The organism is Rhodoferax sp. (assembly GCF_034520025.1).
Lineage (GTDB): Bacteria > Pseudomonadota > Gammaproteobacteria > Burkholderiales > Burkholderiaceae_C > Allorhodoferax.
Map to the genome: position 1 here is coordinate 24,427 of NZ_JAXHNZ010000002.1, position 14,535 is coordinate 38,961.

The following is a 14,535-nucleotide window of genomic DNA, read 5'->3' on the forward strand; positions in this document are numbered from 1 at the left end:
GATTTTCTCACTGCTCCTCGCCAATGACAGACCTTACAAGGCTGCGATGAACGCAAAAAAGCCCTGCGCTCCGGGAGAAGTGCAGGGCTCTTGTCTGACCGAGTCAGACGACGTGGCTTACGGGCGCACAGTGATCTCGTTCTTCACGGCCTTGACGCCCATGACGCTCCAAGCCAGCGTCGCTGCGGTGGATTTCTCATCCGGGCTTTTGGCAAATCCGGACAGCATCACGGTTCCGTTGAGGGTTTCCACGCTGATGGCGGCGGCATCCACGACTTTGTTTTCTACAAAGCGGCTCTTGATGCTGGCGGTGATGGCGGTGTCATCAACATAGGCCCCCACGGTGGATTGGCCACGCTGCACAGCGCAGCCGGTAGCCGTTAAGGCAAGAAGGGCGGCAAAAGCCAAGGCGAAGAGGGTGCGAATGTTCATGGTGAGTTTCCAGAAGTGAAGTGAATGGGAGGGGGAAGGAGAAGGGAGGCGCTGTTTATTTCTTCCGGAGAAATCCGAACAGGTAGCTCAGCACCGCGAGCACCAGGAAGACGAAAAACAAGATCTTGCCTATCTCTACGGCGCTGGCGGCAAGGCCACCAAAACCGAAAAGCGCTGCGATCAGGGCAATAACAAAAAAGACAACGGCGTAATGCAACATCAGGATTCCTTCAACAGATGCCCTAGTGTGCGTTTTCGCACACAGTGTGGCCATCAGTCACCTTGCCGTGTAGTCGTGGGTCAAAGGCGCGCCCGCTTGTAGGACGCCTCCGACACGCTCACCCCGCTGTGCTGGAGAGTGGTGGAAACTTGGCCAGAATTTGGGTGCCCTGCCCAGGGCGGGACTGCAGCTGCAAGCTTCCGCCCTCTGCTCCAACCCGGAAGCGCATGCCCACCAGCCCGTAGGCGGAAGTGGGCTTGGTGCTGGTGTCAAAGCCCACACCATCGTCGCGCACCGAGACCTCCACCTGGCCTGCCCGGGTGCAGAGTTCAATCCAAATGTTGCGGGCCTGCGCATATTTGGCGATGTTGGTGATGGCCTCTTGCACAAGCCGGTACACCACCAGTTCTGCGGAGGGCCGCAATGCCACCGGCTCCAGTTGGCAGTGAACGGCTACCCCGGACTGTGCCGCGTACTCGCGCGCCAGAATTTCAAGCGCAGCAACCAAGCCGAGGTTGCTCAGCGAAGAAGGGCGCAGGTCTTCAATAATGCGGCGGCCCAGTGCAATACCGGTATTGAGCGTGCCAACCAGGTGGGCCAGCAAATCTAGCGCCTCAGGTGCGGCTACCGTGATGCGTGATTTGATGCGCGCGGCGTCCAGCTTGGCGGAGGTCAGCAAGGAGCCCAGATCGTCATGCAGGTTACGGGCAAGGCGTTGGCGCTCGTCCTCGCGAGCGGTTTGCAAGTGCTGGGCGAGCTCGATCAGCTCTGCAGTTCGATTGGCCACTTCGACCTCCAGGCGGTCGCGTTCCAGCTGCACCACGCGTTGCAGCTCCATTTGCTGGAGCTTGAGCGCCTGCGACTGGCGCAGGTACAAAAACAACGCCAGCAAGCTCACGAGACTGAGCACTGCAACACCCAACCGGTCTAACACCAGGGTGCTGATCAGCGCAGAGCGGCTATCGCTGACCGCCCGGGTTTGATAGGCCAGCAGCTCGGCACTGGTCGCCCGAATGGCGTCCATCTTTTCGCGGCCGATATCGGTCATCAAAATCTCGCGCCCGGCTTTGCCGCGGCCTTCGTCAAACAGCTGCAGCGTCAAGGCCAACTCTGAGAGCGTGGTCTCCGTCAATGTGTGCAATCGCTGCAGCAGCGCTTGTGACTCTGGGTCGCTGCCGTAATACACATCCAACACCTTATAAGCATCTTCGATGCGAAGCAGCGCCGTGACATAGGGTTCGAGGTACTCCTTGCGTTGGGTGAGCAGGTAGCCGCGCTGGCCTGTCTCGGCATCCAGCATGCTGCGCTCCAGCGTCTGAATTTGGGTGCGCGACATGCCCATTTCGGTCAGTTCCTGCAAAGTGGTAGTCGACCGCCAGTAAGAGGCCTCGCTCACAAATAGCACGGCTCCCGCCGCCGCGAGCGCGCAGGCAATGACCAGAGGATGGCGCTGGAGGGCTGTGATTTTTTTCATGGGAAGGACCTGCAGAGAACTGTGGGATCATGGCGAATGACTATCTCTATGCGCCCATGATCAGGATTGCCATTGTTGATGACCACGCGATGGTGCGCGCTGGGCTGCGCCAGTTTTTTTCCGACCAGCCGGACTTTCAGGTCGTGGCCGAGGCGGTGAATGGCCGGGATGCGTTGGACATCGTGCGCCAGGGCGAAGTGGATGTGATGGTGATGGACATTTCCATGCCCGACCACAGCGGCGTCGATGCGCTGGTGGCCATCAAGGCGCGTGCACCTGACCTGCCGGTGTTGATTTTGAGTGGGTTTGCCGAAGTTCATTACGCCACCACCCTGCTGCGCCAAGGGGCCAGTGGGTATCTGAACAAAGATTGCGATCCCGAAGACATCGTCAAAGCCATTCGCACCGTGCACCGCGGGCGCAAATACATCACCCCCGGCGTCGCAGAGTTGTTGGCAGACGGGTTGGGCGATGATGCGGACAAGCCCTTACACACCCAGCTCTCTGAGCGCGAGTTGCAGGTTTTCCTGCGACTGGCCCGTGGTGAGACGGTGGGGCATATTGCGACCAGCATGTCACTCAGTGTGAAAACCGTGAGTACCTACCGCACCCGGGTGATGGAGAAAATGCGCCTCGAGTCGAACAGCGATTTGACCTATTACGGGCTCAAAAACGGCCTGATCCAGTAGCCACATCAAGCAGTTGGAGCAGGCTGCGTGCCGCTTGCAGCCAACGTTTGGCAGTAGAGAATCAGCGCGTCTATTTCTGTCGATTTATCAAACACCTGCTGTGCCCCCAGAGCCATACAAGTGGCGCGCACGTCAGGAGTGGCGTAGTTGCTCAACACCACCATATGCCGTGAGGGCTTGTTTTGTTGTGCGCCCCGCAGCACACCGACGCCGGAGCCGCTGCGTAAAAAAATATCCACGATGACCAGCTCTGCCTCGTGCGCAGGGTCCGCCAGCCATTGCAGCGCAGCTTGCTCGTCCGCTGCCATGCCAACGACGGCCACAGGGGTGAGTTCTTGCAGCGTGGCAATCAGGCTTTGCTGAATGACCGGGCTGTCTTCGACGAGATAGGTGGTGAGCACGGTCATATCGTTGGTGGTGGGGTTGGGTTGTAGTGTGCCTGCGAACACACGCGTTCGCCATGGGCCATCCACCCGAATGTATGTAGGACTGTACCTACACACCTTTGCGGCGCTGTCTGCTACCCAGCGCACACAAGCCTGCAGATACTTCGACCATCACATTTTGTTGATCAGAAAAAGGTCGTTCCATGAAAAACACATCCACTCCCCTCCGTAGCACCGCACTCGTGTTGGCCCTCTTGGTTTTGAGCGGCTGCGCCGGTATGACTACCCGTGAAAAGAACACCGCCGTTGGCGCGGTGATTGGTGGCGTCGCAGGCAACGTGATCGGTGGCGGTGTGCTGGGTACAGCAGCAGGCGCAGCTGCAGGTGGCGTGATCGGCCACCAATCCAGCAAGAAATAAGCGCTTGCCCGCTCAGCGGCGGGTGTAGGTCACCAGGCTGAACCCCAGCCCGCTGGCTGCCGTATGGCGCTCGCGGGCGGTTTCCAGCCAAGCCTCGCCCAAGTGGGGGGCGTAGGCATCCCCCACAAAGTCTTGCTCAATCTCCGTCACCACCGCGGTGGTGGCCAGTGGCTCGGCCAAAGCATAGAGCTGGGCACCGCCAATCACCCAAACGTCTGCAGATTGCTCACAAATTTGTAGCGCCTCGCGCATGTCAGACGCGCGCTGGGCACCGGTTTCGTTCCAATCCGGCTGGCGGGTGACAACGATGTTGGCACGGCCGGGCAGGGGGCGGAATTTGGGCGGCAGCGAGTCCCAGGTCTTGCGCCCCATGATGACGGGGCAGCCCAGCGTGGTCCGCTTGAAGTGGGCCAAGTCCTCGGGTAAATGCCAGGGCAGGGCGCCGCCCGCGCCGATCACGCCATTCGCAGCGCGGGCGTAAATCAAGTGAAGGCGGGGGAGTGTGACGGTGGTGCTCATCGTGCCTGCCATCACACCGCAACCGGTGCCTTGATGGCAGGGTGGCACTCGTAGCCCAGCACTTCAAAGTCTTCAAACTCGTAGTCGAAGATGCTCTCCGGCTTGCGCTTGATATGGAGCGTGGGGTAGGCCATAGGAGCGCGGCTCAGCTGCAGCTCCACCTGCTCAGTGTGGTTGCTGTAGATGTGGCAGTCGCCACCCGTCCAGATGAAGTCGCCCACCTCCAGGTCGCACTGCTGGGCCACCATGTGGGTGAGCAGGGCGTAGCTGGCAATGTTGAAGGGAACGCCCAAAAAGATGTCGGCGCTGCGCTGGTACAGCTGGCAGCTCAAGCGGCCCTTGCCGCCCGGCTCGGTGGCCGGCGCCACATAGAACTGGAAGAAGGCGTGGCAGGGCATCAGCGCCATTTTGTTGAGCTCGGCCACATTCCAGGCGCTCACGATGATGCGGCGGCTGTCGGGGTTGCTCTTGAGGGTTTTGATGACGTCGGCAATCTGGTCGATGTGGCCGCCATCCGGCGTGGGCCAGCTGCGCCACTGAACGCCGTAGACCGGCCCCAGGTCGCCGGTTTCGGGGTTGGCCCATTCGTCCCAAATGGTGACGCCGCGCTCTTTGAGCCAGTTGTTGTTGGCAGAGCCGGTCAGGAACCACAGCAGCTCCTGGATGATGCTGCGCAGGTGCACTTTTTTGGTCGTGACCAGCGGGAAGCCCTCATTCAGGTCGAAGCGCATCTGATAGCCGAACACGCTTTTCGTGCCGGTGCCGGTGCGGTCGGATTTGAAAACGCCCGTGGTGTGCACGTGGCGCATGAAGTCTTCGTACTGGCTGCGCACCGGGCGCTGAGGAGTAGGGCTGGTCATGGTCGAAATTGTAGGGTGGGTGGGGCATGTCTGCCCTGCATACGGTGAAGACATTTCCGCATGGAATTTGCCCACATTTTGCTGGCCGCGCGCGGGCAACACGCGCAGAATTTGGCGCTTCGCCGCCTTTGGCCTATTTTCACCGCGCTCATCGCGCCGCTTGCATGTCCCTCATCGAAACCCAGACGGCCGCCCCCACCGCAACGGGCGCCGAGCAACCACCGCAAGGCCAGGCTGCTGAAGCTGCTTTCAATCTGCACGAAGCCGCGCTGGCCTACCACCGCGCCCGTGATTCAGACGACATCGGCGGCAAGATTGAGATTCATGTGACCAAGCCCGTGGGCAGCCAGGACGATTTGTCGCTGGCCTACTCGCCCGGTGTGGCAGTGCCTTGCCTAGAGATTGAGCGCGACCCGGCACTGGCCTACGAGTACACCGCCAAGGGCAACCTGGTGGCCGTCATCACCAACGGCACCGCCGTGCTGGGCCTGGGCAACATCGGCGCGCTGGCCGGCAAGCCGGTGATGGAAGGCAAGGCCGTCCTGTTCAAGCGTTTTGCCGGCATCGACGCATTTGACATCGAGATCGACGAGACCGACCCACAAAAACTCATCAACACCATTGCCAGCCTGCACCCTACGTTTGGCGGCATCAACCTCGAAGACATCAAGGCGCCCGAGTGCTTTGAGATCGAGCGCGCGCTGCGGGCCCGCTTGTCGATTCCCGTGTTCCATGACGACCAACACGGCACCGCCATCGTGGTGGCCGCCGGCCTGATCAACGCGCTGCATCTGCAAGGTAAGTCGCTGGATGCAGTCACGCTGGTGTGCAACGGTGCGGGCGCGGCGGCCAACGCCTGCCTGGAACTGCTGGTGAGCCTGGGTGCTAAAAAATCCAACATTACTGTGTGTGACTCTAAAGGCGTGATCTACACCGGTCGTGGCGCCAAGGGCGATGACGGCGAAAAAGCCGCCTGGGCCCGCGATACCGCTGCCCGCACGCTGGCCGATGCCTTGCGGGATGCTGATGTGTTTCTTGGGCTGTCCGGCCCCGGCGTGGTGAGCCAGGAAATGGTGCGCGGCATGGCCGCCAAGCCCGTAGTGTTTGCGCTGGCCAACCCCGAGCCTGAAATCCGCCCTGAGCTGGTGATTGCCGCCTCGCGCGACGCCATCACCGCTACCGGCCGCTCGGACTACCCCAACCAGGTGAACAATGCGCTGTGCTTCCCCTACCTGTTCCGCGCCGCGCTGGACGTGGGTGCCCCACAGATCAATGAAGACATGAAGAAAGCCGCCGTGCTGGCGCTGGCGGATCTGGCGCGTGAAGACGCGGCCTTCAGTAAAGACAAGTTGCTGCCCACCTTGCTGGACAAACGCTTGCTACAAACCGTGTCCTTGCGCGTGGCGCAAGCAGCGGTGGACAGCGGCAGCGCCCGCCGTGCGTTTGATGCCGAGAGCTACAAGGCCCGGCTGGAGCAACTGGCCCGCAAACTGGCACGGACCTGATTGGCATTGGCCTGATCAGGTCATCCGGTCCAGCGCTGCGGCCAGTGCCAGTAGCACTAGCAGGATGACCACCACCAGTGGCATCACCGCGCCCAGCCCGGCCCAAGTCGCCAGCAGCCCGAAACCTGCGGGGATAACCGAGCCACCGGCATAGGCAAAGGTCATTTGCCGGCCGATGACGGCGCGGGCCACATCTTCCGGAAAACGGCGCGCGGTCTCGTGCATCAGCGACGGAAACACCGGTGCACAGCCCACGCCCATGAGCACCAGCCCGAAGCTGGCGGCGCTGCCGAACACCCCGGGCAAGACAAACACCAGCGCACCTAGCGTAGCCACGGCAATGCCCAGCCGCACCAGTTTGCGGTTACCCAGCCGGTTGGCGATCAGCCCCACCGCAAAGCGCCCGGCGGTGATGGAGCCAAAATACACCGACACCCAGATGCCCGCTTGCGCCTGCGTGAGGCCGCGGTCCGTTACCAAAATACTGGCTGCCCACAGGCCGGTGCCCATCTCGGCCGCCACATAAAACAAAAACAGTGTGGGCGCCAACCAAGTTGCGAGCGGGCGCACCGGTTTGAAGGAGGCAGCACCATACGCGTCTTCACCAGCAGGTGGTTTGGAGTGCTCTTTGGCCCAAAGTGACAAGGTCGCCCACAGTGCGACCGCCAGCGTCAGCTGCATCAGGCCGATGCTGCGCACCCCTAGCGCCCAGCCGCCACTGCTGGCCAGTGCCAAGCCCATAATCAGCGGCCCGGTGGTGGCGCCCACGCCCCAGAAACCGTGCAGCCAGTTCATGTGGCGGGAGGAGTAGTGGGCTGCCACAAAGTGGTTCAAGCTGGCGTCCACAGCGCCCGCACCCAAGCCCAGTGGCACCGCCAGTGCAACCAGCCAACCGAACGACGGGGCCACCGAGAAGCCCAAGAGCGCCAGCGCAGTCATCAGGCAGCTGGTGGCCACCACCGCGCCGGTGCCCATGCGTTTGGCAATCGGCCCTGCAAAGAAGCTCGCCGTGGCCGAGCAGATCGTCATGGTGATGGTGATGGCGCCCACTGCCGCCAGCGGCTGGCCCATATCGGCACGGATGGCCGGCCAAGCTACACCCAGAATGCCGTCCGGCAGGCCCAGGCTGATAAAGGACACATAGACGATGCCCAAGAGAATGAGGTGTGCCACAACGGGGTCCTGAAAAATAAGTGCGCAGAGTGGCCTGAGTCTACGTAAAAAAGACCTCTAGTCCTCGCGGAATAAGCGCAAGCAGCTACTCTATTGATAGCACTCTGCCTGGATTCATGAGATTTTTCGGATCCAGCGCGCCCTTGATGGCGCGCATGGCATTCAGGGCAACCGGCGATTTGTGGTGCGCCAGCTTCTCGCGTTTCAGGCTGCCAATGCCGTGCTCGGCGGAGATGGAGCCATTGAAACGGTCCACTACCTCGTACACCAGCGTGTTGATGGGGCCTTCCTGGTCGTGCAAAAAGGCTTCGGCATCCGCGCCGTCCGGCGCCTGCACGTTGTAGTGCAGGTTGCCGTCCCCCAAGTGGCCGTAGTTCACCAGCCGCACGCCGGGGAAGTGTTGCTCCAGCAACGCATCGACCTCAGTCACGAAGGTAGGAATGCGCGACACGGCAATTGAGATGTCGTGCTTGATATTCAGGCCCTCTTGGGCCTGCGCCAGCGGAATGCTCTCACGGATGTGCCACAGCGCGCGGGCTTGGGCAATGTTCTCGGCCACCACGGCGTCCAGCACGCAGCCTTGGTCGAGGGCCGCTTCCAGCAATCGCTCGAATTGTTCGCGGGCGTGGCCCTCGGACTCGTGGTCGGAGTTCTCGAGCACTACGCAGTAAGGACTCATGCCGCCGAATGGCACGTTTTGCTGCGGAAAGTGTTTGCGCACCAAGCCCAGTGCAAAGTCGCCCATCACTTCGAAGCCGGTAAGGCCGGCGTTCAGGTGCTGGTGCGCCAGGCCCAGCAGTTGCACGGCTGCGTCCAGCGAGGGTACCGCTGCAAAGGCGGTGAGTTGGGCCGCGGGCAGGGGGTACATGCGCAGAGTGGCAGCGGTAATCACGCCCAGCGTGCCCTCAGAGCCAATAAACAGGTGGCGCAGGTCGTAGCCGGTGTTGTCTTTTCGCAGGCCGGTCAGGCCACTCCAGACCTCGCCCTGCGCGGTCACCACTTCCAGGCCGAGGCACAGCTCGCGGGTGTTGCCATAGCGCACCACCTGGGTACCGCCGGCATTGGTGGCCAGGTTGCCACCAATAGTGCAGCTGCCCTCGGCGGCCAAACTAAGGGGGAACAAAAATCCTTCTTTCTCGCACGCCTCTTGCAGCGTCTGCAGCACGCAGCCGGCCTCAACGGTCACCGTCAGGTTGGCCGCGTCGATGGTGCGGATGCGGTTCAGGCGTTGCAGGCTCAGCAGCACTTGGGTGCCCGACGCATCGGGAATGGAGCCGACCACCATGCCGGTGTTGCCCCCCTGAGGCACCAGGCTCACGCCCGCTGCGGCACAGGCTTTCACTACAGCGGCTACTTCTTCTGTGGTGCCGGGGCGCACCACGGCCAAGGCGTGGCCGCGCTCGCGTTTACGCCAGTCTTGTTCGTAAGCGGTGAGGTCACCTTCGGTGAGTACGTGCGCTTCGCCCACGAGGGTGCGCAGTGTGGCGCGCAAGGTATCGCGCAAAGTGTCAGTGGCAGTCATACGGAGGGGGAAGAGGGTTGGGTCGTGTTGTCAGAGGCGGGCTGCAAGGCTTTGCCCGCCTTCAGCCGCAAGCGGATGTGAAAAGTGCAGGCTACAAACAGCACGATGCAAAGCGCCACCTCGATCAAGGCGAGCCAATTGCCCGGTGCCTTGTCGCTCCAGGCGCGCACCACGCCTTCGGTGAAATACAGCCACACCATCAGGCTGAGCCACCGGTAGGTGTACATGCGGCTTTTGAGCAAGCCTGCCAGCGGAATACAAAGGGGCAGCACCTTCAGGGCCAGTGTGCCGCGGCCGGTGGGAGCCAGCCAAAGCTCCCACACCAGCCCCAGCACGATCAGGCCGATCAGGCTGGCAACAGCCGCCCAGCGGGCAGCAACAACATAGGGGGCAGGGGTAGCAGCAGTCACGGGGCGCACCGGTTCGTGGGGAGGCGCGTAGCTTAAGCCAAATGCACATCCAACTCAGCCAGAGTGGCCTTGTGCTCACCCCGGGCGATGGCATGATTCGGCCCATGCAAGCCAAACCCCTGTTTACCTCTTGGTTGAAAGACATCGCCAGCATTCCGTGGCGGGACGCAGCCCTGATGCTGCGCGAGCGTTTTCGGGAGGACCGGCTCGGCCTCACCGCCAGCAGCCTGACCTTCACCACCACCATTGCCCTGGTGCCCCTGATCACAGTCGCACTAGCAGTATTTACCGCATTCCCGATGTTTGCCAAGTTTCAGGATGTGCTGCAGCGCTGGCTGATCGAAAGCCTGGTGCCCGACAACATTGCCCGCCAAGTGCTGGGCTACCTGAACCAGTTTTCCGGCAAGGCCAGCCGCCTAGGGGTTGCGGGGCTGGCGATTTTGCTGGGCACCGCGTTGGCCTTGATATTCACCATCGACCGTACCCTCAACAGCATCTGGCGCGTGAAAAAGCGCCGCCCGTTTGGCCAGCGTGTGTTGGTCTACTGGGCTGCTGTGACCTTGGGGCCCTTGTTGCTGGGGGCCAGCCTGTCAATTACCTCGTATGCCATTACTGCGTCCAAGGGGGTGGTGGGCGGGCTGCCGGGGGGCATCACGTTCTTGCTCGATAGCCTGCAGTTCGGGCTGGTGGCGGCTGGCACTGCGGCCATGTTTCATTACGTGCCCAACACCTATGTGCGCTGGGGCCATGCGTGGATGGGTGGCTTGTTTGTGTCGGCAGGCATGGAGCTGGCGCGCAAGGGGCTGGCCATGTACCTGGCCAAGGTGCCCACGTATTCGGTGGTGTACGGCGCGTTTGCTACCGTGCCGATTTTGCTGATCTGGATTTATGTGGCCTGGGTCATCGTACTGCTGGGTGCTGCACTCACCGCCTATTTGCCCAGCCTCTTGGCCGGGGTGCCGCGCCGCAAGCTGGGCCACGGCTGGCAGTTTCAGCTGGCGCTCGAAGTGCTGCAGATGCTGGACACGGCCAAAGGCGCCGAAGACCGCGGGCTGACCTTGTCCGCCCTGCGCTTAGCCCTGCGTGTGGACTCGCAACGCCTGGAGCCGGTGCTGCAAACCCTGCAAGAGCTGGACTGGGTAGGCCAGCTGCAAGAGTCGACCGACCGCGATGGGCAAGCCCGCTACGTGCTGCTGGCCGATCTGGGCCAAACCGTGCTGGAGCCCCTGATGCAGCGACTGCTGCTGACGCCCGAGCCTGCTACCGAAAATTTATGGAAAATAGGCTGCTGGCCCACATCTACTGTGCGTGAGGTGCTATGCAAAGAGTAGCAAATGGGCTATTTACTTGACCGTATTTGCTGCCAGATGCTGCTGGCTGGGCGCCTAGCTCAATCAGGATTTTTGACCGCTGGGGTTGCTTCGTTGACCCTGCTGCAGCAGACGTTACAAATTCCACCCGATTGGGGGGATGTTTAAGCTGACCCTGAAGTGTAAAAATCGCAAAGCTACCGGCTCACTCCATTGCTTGCAAAGAGCGGAGTTTGTCGTGATTCTTGTACCTAAAAAAACGCACATGAACATTTCAGAGATTGAGCCTACGAAAGCCATTTCAGCGCGACTTGCGCCCAGTTCATCCCGCAGTCGCCGGCATACGCCGCAGGTTTTGTAGGATGCATTGCGCTAACTTGCGGATGCGCTGCCCCAGCCCATACCTCAGCCTTATTTGCATCGTAGTTCTTGCTCTGTCGCATACAGGAGCAGCGGCGACGGGGTTCTCTGGCGAATGGCGAATCGATCTGCGAACGCCACAGGAAAAAAAGCAGCGTTCTGAGTGTGGGACGGCCAGTTTCAAGCTTTCGCAGCAGGGTGAGAAAATCAGTGGCGAGCATTCGATGGCCACTGTTGGTTGTGCCCGCCAAAACGAGGGGGGAGAAGGCACCGTTAGTGGCGTGGCGTACGGCAACACTGCGGTTCTAACAGTTAAGAGCGGGCGAAATGGGTAGGTCGTCCGCGGTACTGCCAAACTCACGGGCAGCGTGCCTTACTGGAGAACTCTGGGGGAAATCAAGGCTGGTGAGCCGGAGGGCGATTCAGGGCTTATTCTTGGAAGCGGCGTGTTGAAAATGGTAACGAAATGAGTGTCATGACACGAGTTAACAAGTCAAGCGAGGCTAACCGTTTACAGCAGGATCCGGCTTCGACGCTCGTGTGGGTAGTTCGGTCATCCTGATGTTAACGACTGCTTCTATCGCGGCGCTATACGAGAAAGCTGCTTTTGGTCCATATCTCGTCTGAGCAAGTAGCTATAGAAAATATAGCAATTCACCACTCGCGAGCAGACCCACAGTCAGTTCAAAACTTAATCTTCCCAGTCCAGATATCCGCATACATACGCCAGTCGCCCATGAGGCTGTAGACCGGGCGCTTGAAGCTGGCGGGCTTATTCTTTTCGAAGCCGAAATGGCCTAGCCATGCAAAGCTGTATCCGCACAGCAGCGCATACACAAAGTATTGAGGCTTGCCCGTGATAAGCAGCATCACCAAACACACCAGGCTCAGTGTGGAGCCCACGAAGTGCAGGCGGTGGCAAGTGGTGTTGCTGTGCTCGCCCAAGTAGAACGGATAAAACTCGGCAAAGTTTTTGAAATTGCGCGGGTCTATAGATGGTTCGGTTGGCATGGACGCTCCTCAGGTGGTTGCCAAAAACTGTCGTAGTGCCGACAAGGTTTCTTCGGGCGCCTCGGTCATCTGGTGGTGGCCCACCGCAATCCGCACGATTTCTGTGCATACGCCTGCGGCCTTGGCGGCTTGCACCAGCGTCTGTGCGGCTTTGGGCGATGTCATCTGGTCTTGATCGCCGAGTACAAACAGCACCGGGCATTGCACCTGTGCCATCGCCGCCTCGCCGCCTGCGTAGCTGTCGCACGCTTTGAAGCCGCGGTGGAATACGTTTACCGTGGTGTTGCTGGCCAAGACTCGGCGGCCCAATGCCATGCTGGCGCCATACACCCAGGTGCCCGGCCCCAATGCTGAGGGCGGTGCCGCCAAGGTGCTGCGCGAAAAAACGTTGATCATGGTCAGCGCTTTCATCGGCTCTTGCAGCGACGTCTCCAGCAGGGCGGGGGATACCTTCATCGGGTAGGCCGTGCCTACTAGCACCAGGTGGGTGGCGCGTGCGCCGAGCCAGCTGGCGGCCTCCAGCGCAATCAGCGAGCCCCAGCTGTGGCCGACCAAAGCGGCTTTTTCGATACCTGCTGCATCCAGCAGGGCCACGATGAAGGCGGCGGCTTGCTCCACGGTTTCCGGTGCTTCGCCGCCGCTGCGGCAGTGGCCGGGCAGGTCCACGGCCAGCACGTTGTAACGGTGGTGGGCGAGGTAGCGGCTTTGCAAAATCCAGACACTGTGGTCGTTGAGCACACCGTGGATAAAGACCACCGTGGGCTTGGCCGCATCGAAAGGTTTGCCGCCGGTGTAGCAATAGGTGTTGGCGCCGTTGACGAGTAATTGCATGGTCAGGCTCCTGCTTTCTCGGCGGCTTTGAGGGCTCGTTTGAGGTCGTCAATCAAGTCGTCTGCATCTTCCAACCCGATGGACAGGCGAATGGTGCCCTGCGTGATGCCGCCCGCAGTCAGCGCCTCATCGCTCATGCGGAAGTGGGTGGTGCTGGCCGGGTGAATGACCAGGCTGCGGCAGTCGCCCACATTGGCAAGGTGGCTGAAAACCTTGAGCGTTTCAATGAACTTCTTGCCTTGCTCGCGGTTGCCCTTCAGGTCAAAACTGAACACCGAGCCCGCGCCTTTGGGCAAGAGCTTTTGCGCCAGTGCGTGGCTGGGGTGGCTTACCAGCAGCGGGTGGCCCACGCGGCTCACAAAGGGCTGGCTGGCCAGGAATTGCACCACCTTTTCAGTGTTGCGCATATGGCGCTCCATGCGCAGGCTCAGGGTCTCAATGCCTTGCAGGATCAGCCAGGCGCTGTGCGGGCTCATGCAGGCGCCGAAGTCGCGCAGGCCTTCGCGCCGGGCGCGCAGCAAGAAAGCGCCCACGGTGCTTTCTTCGCTGAAGTTCATGTGGTGGAAGCCCTCGTAGGGTGCCGCCAGCTCGGCAAACTTGCCGCTGGCCTCAAACGCGTGCGCCCAGTCAAAGCTGCCGCCGTCCACCACCACGCCGCCAATCACGGTGCCATGCCCGCTCAAGAACTTGGTGGCCGAGTGGTAGATCAAATCAGCTCCTTGGGTAAAGGGCTGCACCAGCCAGGGCGAGGTGAGGGTGGAGTCCACCAGCAGCGGCACCCCGGCCTCGTGCGCAATCTGCGCAATAGTGGGGGTGTCCAGCACGTCCAGGCCGGGGTTGCCCACGGTCTCACCGAAAAACAGGCGCGTGTTGGGCCGCACCGCGGCTCGCCAGGCATCTACATCACCGGGCTTCACAAAGGTGGTCTCAATGCCGAAGCGCGACAGGGTGTAGTGCAGCAGGTTGTGCGAGCCGCCATACAAGGCGCTGGACGACACGATGTGCCCGCCCGCCCCCATGAGGGTGGCGATAGCCAGGTGCAGCGCGGCCTGGCCGCTGGCGGTGGTGATGGCGCCTATACCGCCCTCCAGCGCGGCAACCCGCTGCTCCAGCACCGCGTTGGTGGGGTTGCTGATGCGGCTGTAAACGTGGCCTGCGCGCTCCAGGTTGAAGAGGGACTGCGCATGCTCGCTGGACTCGAACACAAACGAGGTGCTCACGTGAATGGGCACGGCGCGTGCGCCTGTGGTGGGGTCGGGTGCGGCACCTGCGTGAAGCGCGAGGGTGTCGAAGCCGGGGTCTGCGTAACCAGCCATAGGTGTCTCCAGTGATGAAACCTTGATGAAACCGCGATGAAACCCGTGCATTGTGGGCTATATTTGCTGTACAAATTCAACCCCAGTGTCACGAGGAA

The 14,535-nt window shown here is 61.2% G+C and carries 16 protein-coding genes and 1 pseudogene; 4 read left to right on the forward strand and 13 right to left on the reverse strand.

Features of this window, described 5'->3' with window-relative positions; translation table 11 throughout:
* Positions 1-117: 117 nt before the first annotated feature.
* The 3 genes from U5L73_RS08445 to U5L73_RS08455 form a co-directional block, all read right to left on the reverse strand.
* Positions 118-432, reverse strand: a complete 315-nt coding sequence (locus U5L73_RS08445) for a BON domain-containing protein (RefSeq protein WP_322561973.1) — start codon at positions 430-432, stop codon at positions 118-120.
* A 55-nt stretch (positions 433-487) separates the two neighbouring features.
* Positions 488-652, reverse strand: coding sequence for a DUF1328 domain-containing protein (locus U5L73_RS08450; RefSeq protein ID WP_322561974.1), 165 nt, complete (start codon positions 650-652; stop codon positions 488-490).
* 118 nt (positions 653-770) lie between these two features.
* Positions 771-2,126 (reverse strand): CHASE3 domain-containing protein, encoded by a 1,356-nt coding sequence (locus U5L73_RS08455; RefSeq protein ID WP_322561975.1) that lies wholly within the window; start codon positions 2,124-2,126, stop codon positions 771-773.
* A gap of 56 nt (positions 2,127-2,182) precedes the next feature.
* Here U5L73_RS08455 and U5L73_RS08460 point away from each other — a divergent pair, with 56 nt between their 5' ends.
* Positions 2,183-2,815 (forward strand): response regulator transcription factor, encoded by a 633-nt coding sequence (locus U5L73_RS08460; protein ID WP_322563471.1) that lies wholly within the window; start codon positions 2,183-2,185, stop codon positions 2,813-2,815.
* Positions 2,816-2,820: 5 nt separating this feature from the next.
* Here U5L73_RS08460 and U5L73_RS08465 read toward each other — a convergent pair whose 3' ends face one another.
* Positions 2,821-3,264, reverse strand: a complete 444-nt coding sequence (locus U5L73_RS08465) for a response regulator (RefSeq protein WP_322561976.1) — start codon at positions 3,262-3,264, stop codon at positions 2,821-2,823.
* A 140-nt stretch (positions 3,265-3,404) separates the two neighbouring features.
* Between U5L73_RS08465 and U5L73_RS08470 the strand changes: the two genes are divergently transcribed.
* On the forward strand, positions 3,405-3,620 hold the full coding sequence (locus tag U5L73_RS08470; RefSeq protein WP_322561977.1) for a glycine zipper 2TM domain-containing protein: 216 nt from the start codon (positions 3,405-3,407) through the stop codon (positions 3,618-3,620).
* A gap of 12 nt (positions 3,621-3,632) precedes the next feature.
* Here the strand turns inward: U5L73_RS08470 and U5L73_RS08475 are convergent, their stop codons facing one another.
* Both U5L73_RS08475 and U5L73_RS08480 read right to left on the reverse strand, forming a co-directional pair.
* Positions 3,633-4,139, reverse strand: a complete 507-nt coding sequence (locus tag U5L73_RS08475) for a dihydrofolate reductase (RefSeq protein ID WP_322561978.1) — start codon at positions 4,137-4,139, stop codon at positions 3,633-3,635.
* An 11-nt stretch (positions 4,140-4,150) separates the two neighbouring features.
* Positions 4,151-4,999 (reverse strand): thymidylate synthase, encoded by an 849-nt coding sequence (locus U5L73_RS08480; RefSeq protein ID WP_322561979.1) that lies wholly within the window; start codon positions 4,997-4,999, stop codon positions 4,151-4,153.
* Between the two features lie 164 nt (positions 5,000-5,163).
* Between U5L73_RS08480 and U5L73_RS08485 the strand changes: the two are divergent.
* Positions 5,164-6,471 (forward strand): annotated as a pseudogene (locus tag U5L73_RS08485) (malic enzyme-like NAD(P)-binding protein); the annotation flags it as partial.
* A 48-nt stretch (positions 6,472-6,519) separates the two neighbouring features.
* On the opposite strand, the gene U5L73_RS08490 reads toward U5L73_RS08485, so the two are convergent.
* The 3 genes from U5L73_RS08490 to U5L73_RS08500 all read right to left on the reverse strand — a co-directional run bounded on the left by U5L73_RS08490 (position 6,520) and on the right by U5L73_RS08500 (position 9,609).
* Entirely contained in the window at positions 6,520-7,677 is a 1,158-nt protein-coding gene (locus U5L73_RS08490) for an MFS transporter (protein ID WP_322561980.1), read from the reverse strand.
* Between the two features lie 85 nt (positions 7,678-7,762).
* Positions 7,763-9,199 carry an FAD-binding oxidoreductase gene (locus U5L73_RS08495; protein ID WP_322561981.1) on the reverse strand — a complete coding sequence of 479 codons (1,437 nt, stop codon included), beginning with the start codon at positions 9,197-9,199 and terminating at the stop codon, positions 7,763-7,765.
* On the reverse strand, positions 9,196-9,609 hold the full coding sequence (locus U5L73_RS08500) for a DUF2069 domain-containing protein (protein ID WP_416221284.1): 414 nt from the start codon (positions 9,607-9,609) through the stop codon (positions 9,196-9,198). Before U5L73_RS08500 ends, U5L73_RS08495 begins: the two co-directional genes overlap by 4 nt.
* Before the next feature lie 92 nt (positions 9,610-9,701).
* Here U5L73_RS08500 and U5L73_RS08505 point away from each other — a divergent pair, with 92 nt between their 5' ends.
* Positions 9,702-10,940: a YihY family inner membrane protein gene (locus tag U5L73_RS08505; protein ID WP_416221327.1), complete on the forward strand. Its 1,239-nt coding sequence runs from the start codon at positions 9,702-9,704 to the stop codon at positions 10,938-10,940.
* A gap of 266 nt (positions 10,941-11,206) precedes the next feature.
* Here U5L73_RS08505 and U5L73_RS08510 read toward each other — a convergent pair whose 3' ends face one another.
* The 4 genes from U5L73_RS08510 to U5L73_RS08525 all read right to left on the reverse strand — a co-directional run bounded on the left by U5L73_RS08510 (position 11,207) and on the right by U5L73_RS08525 (position 14,437).
* Complete coding sequence (locus tag U5L73_RS08510) at positions 11,207-11,500, reverse strand: hypothetical protein (protein WP_322561983.1); 294 nt, start codon at positions 11,498-11,500, stop codon at positions 11,207-11,209.
* A gap of 463 nt (positions 11,501-11,963) precedes the next feature.
* On the reverse strand, positions 11,964-12,290 hold the full coding sequence (locus tag U5L73_RS08515) for an Mpo1-like protein (protein ID WP_322561984.1): 327 nt from the start codon (positions 12,288-12,290) through the stop codon (positions 11,964-11,966).
* A gap of 9 nt (positions 12,291-12,299) precedes the next feature.
* A complete protein-coding gene (locus U5L73_RS08520; protein ID WP_322561985.1) occupies positions 12,300-13,121 on the reverse strand; it encodes an alpha/beta hydrolase in 822 nt (273 codons plus the stop codon).
* Between the two features lie 2 nt (positions 13,122-13,123).
* Positions 13,124-14,437, reverse strand: coding sequence for an O-acetylhomoserine aminocarboxypropyltransferase (locus U5L73_RS08525; protein WP_322561986.1), 1,314 nt, complete (start codon positions 14,435-14,437; stop codon positions 13,124-13,126).
* Between the last annotated feature and the right edge of the window lie 98 nt (positions 14,438-14,535).

Coding starts and splice junctions, on each gene's coding strand:
- U5L73_RS08455 (WP_322561975.1), bottom strand. CDS start 2,126: ATGAAAAAAATCACAGCCCTCCAGCGCCATCCTCTGGTCATTGCCTGC.
- U5L73_RS08520 (WP_322561985.1), bottom strand. CDS start 13,121: ATGCAATTACTCGTCAACGGCGCCAACACCTATTGCTACACCGGCGGC.
- U5L73_RS08450 (WP_322561974.1), bottom strand. CDS start 652: ATGTTGCATTACGCCGTTGTCTTTTTTGTTATTGCCCTGATCGCAGCG.
- U5L73_RS08515 (WP_322561984.1), bottom strand. CDS start 12,290: ATGCCAACCGAACCATCTATAGACCCGCGCAATTTCAAAAACTTTGCC.
- U5L73_RS08525 (WP_322561986.1), bottom strand. CDS start 14,437: ATGGCTGGTTACGCAGACCCCGGCTTCGACACCCTCGCGCTTCACGCA.
- U5L73_RS08510 (WP_322561983.1), bottom strand. CDS start 11,500: ATGCTCGCCACTGATTTTCTCACCCTGCTGCGAAAGCTTGAAACTGGC.
- U5L73_RS08475 (WP_322561978.1), bottom strand. CDS start 4,139: ATGAGCACCACCGTCACACTCCCCCGCCTTCACTTGATTTACGCCCGC.
- U5L73_RS08445 (WP_322561973.1), bottom strand. CDS start 432: ATGAACATTCGCACCCTCTTCGCCTTGGCTTTTGCCGCCCTTCTTGCC.
- U5L73_RS08480 (WP_322561979.1), bottom strand. CDS start 4,999: ATGACCAGCCCTACTCCTCAGCGCCCGGTGCGCAGCCAGTACGAAGAC.
- U5L73_RS08505 (WP_416221327.1), top strand. CDS start 9,702: ATGATTCGGCCCATGCAAGCCAAACCCCTGTTTACCTCTTGGTTGAAA.
- U5L73_RS08470 (WP_322561977.1), top strand. CDS start 3,405: ATGAAAAACACATCCACTCCCCTCCGTAGCACCGCACTCGTGTTGGCC.
- U5L73_RS08460 (WP_322563471.1), top strand. CDS start 2,183: ATGATCAGGATTGCCATTGTTGATGACCACGCGATGGTGCGCGCTGGG.
- U5L73_RS08495 (WP_322561981.1), bottom strand. CDS start 9,199: ATGACTGCCACTGACACTTTGCGCGATACCTTGCGCGCCACACTGCGC.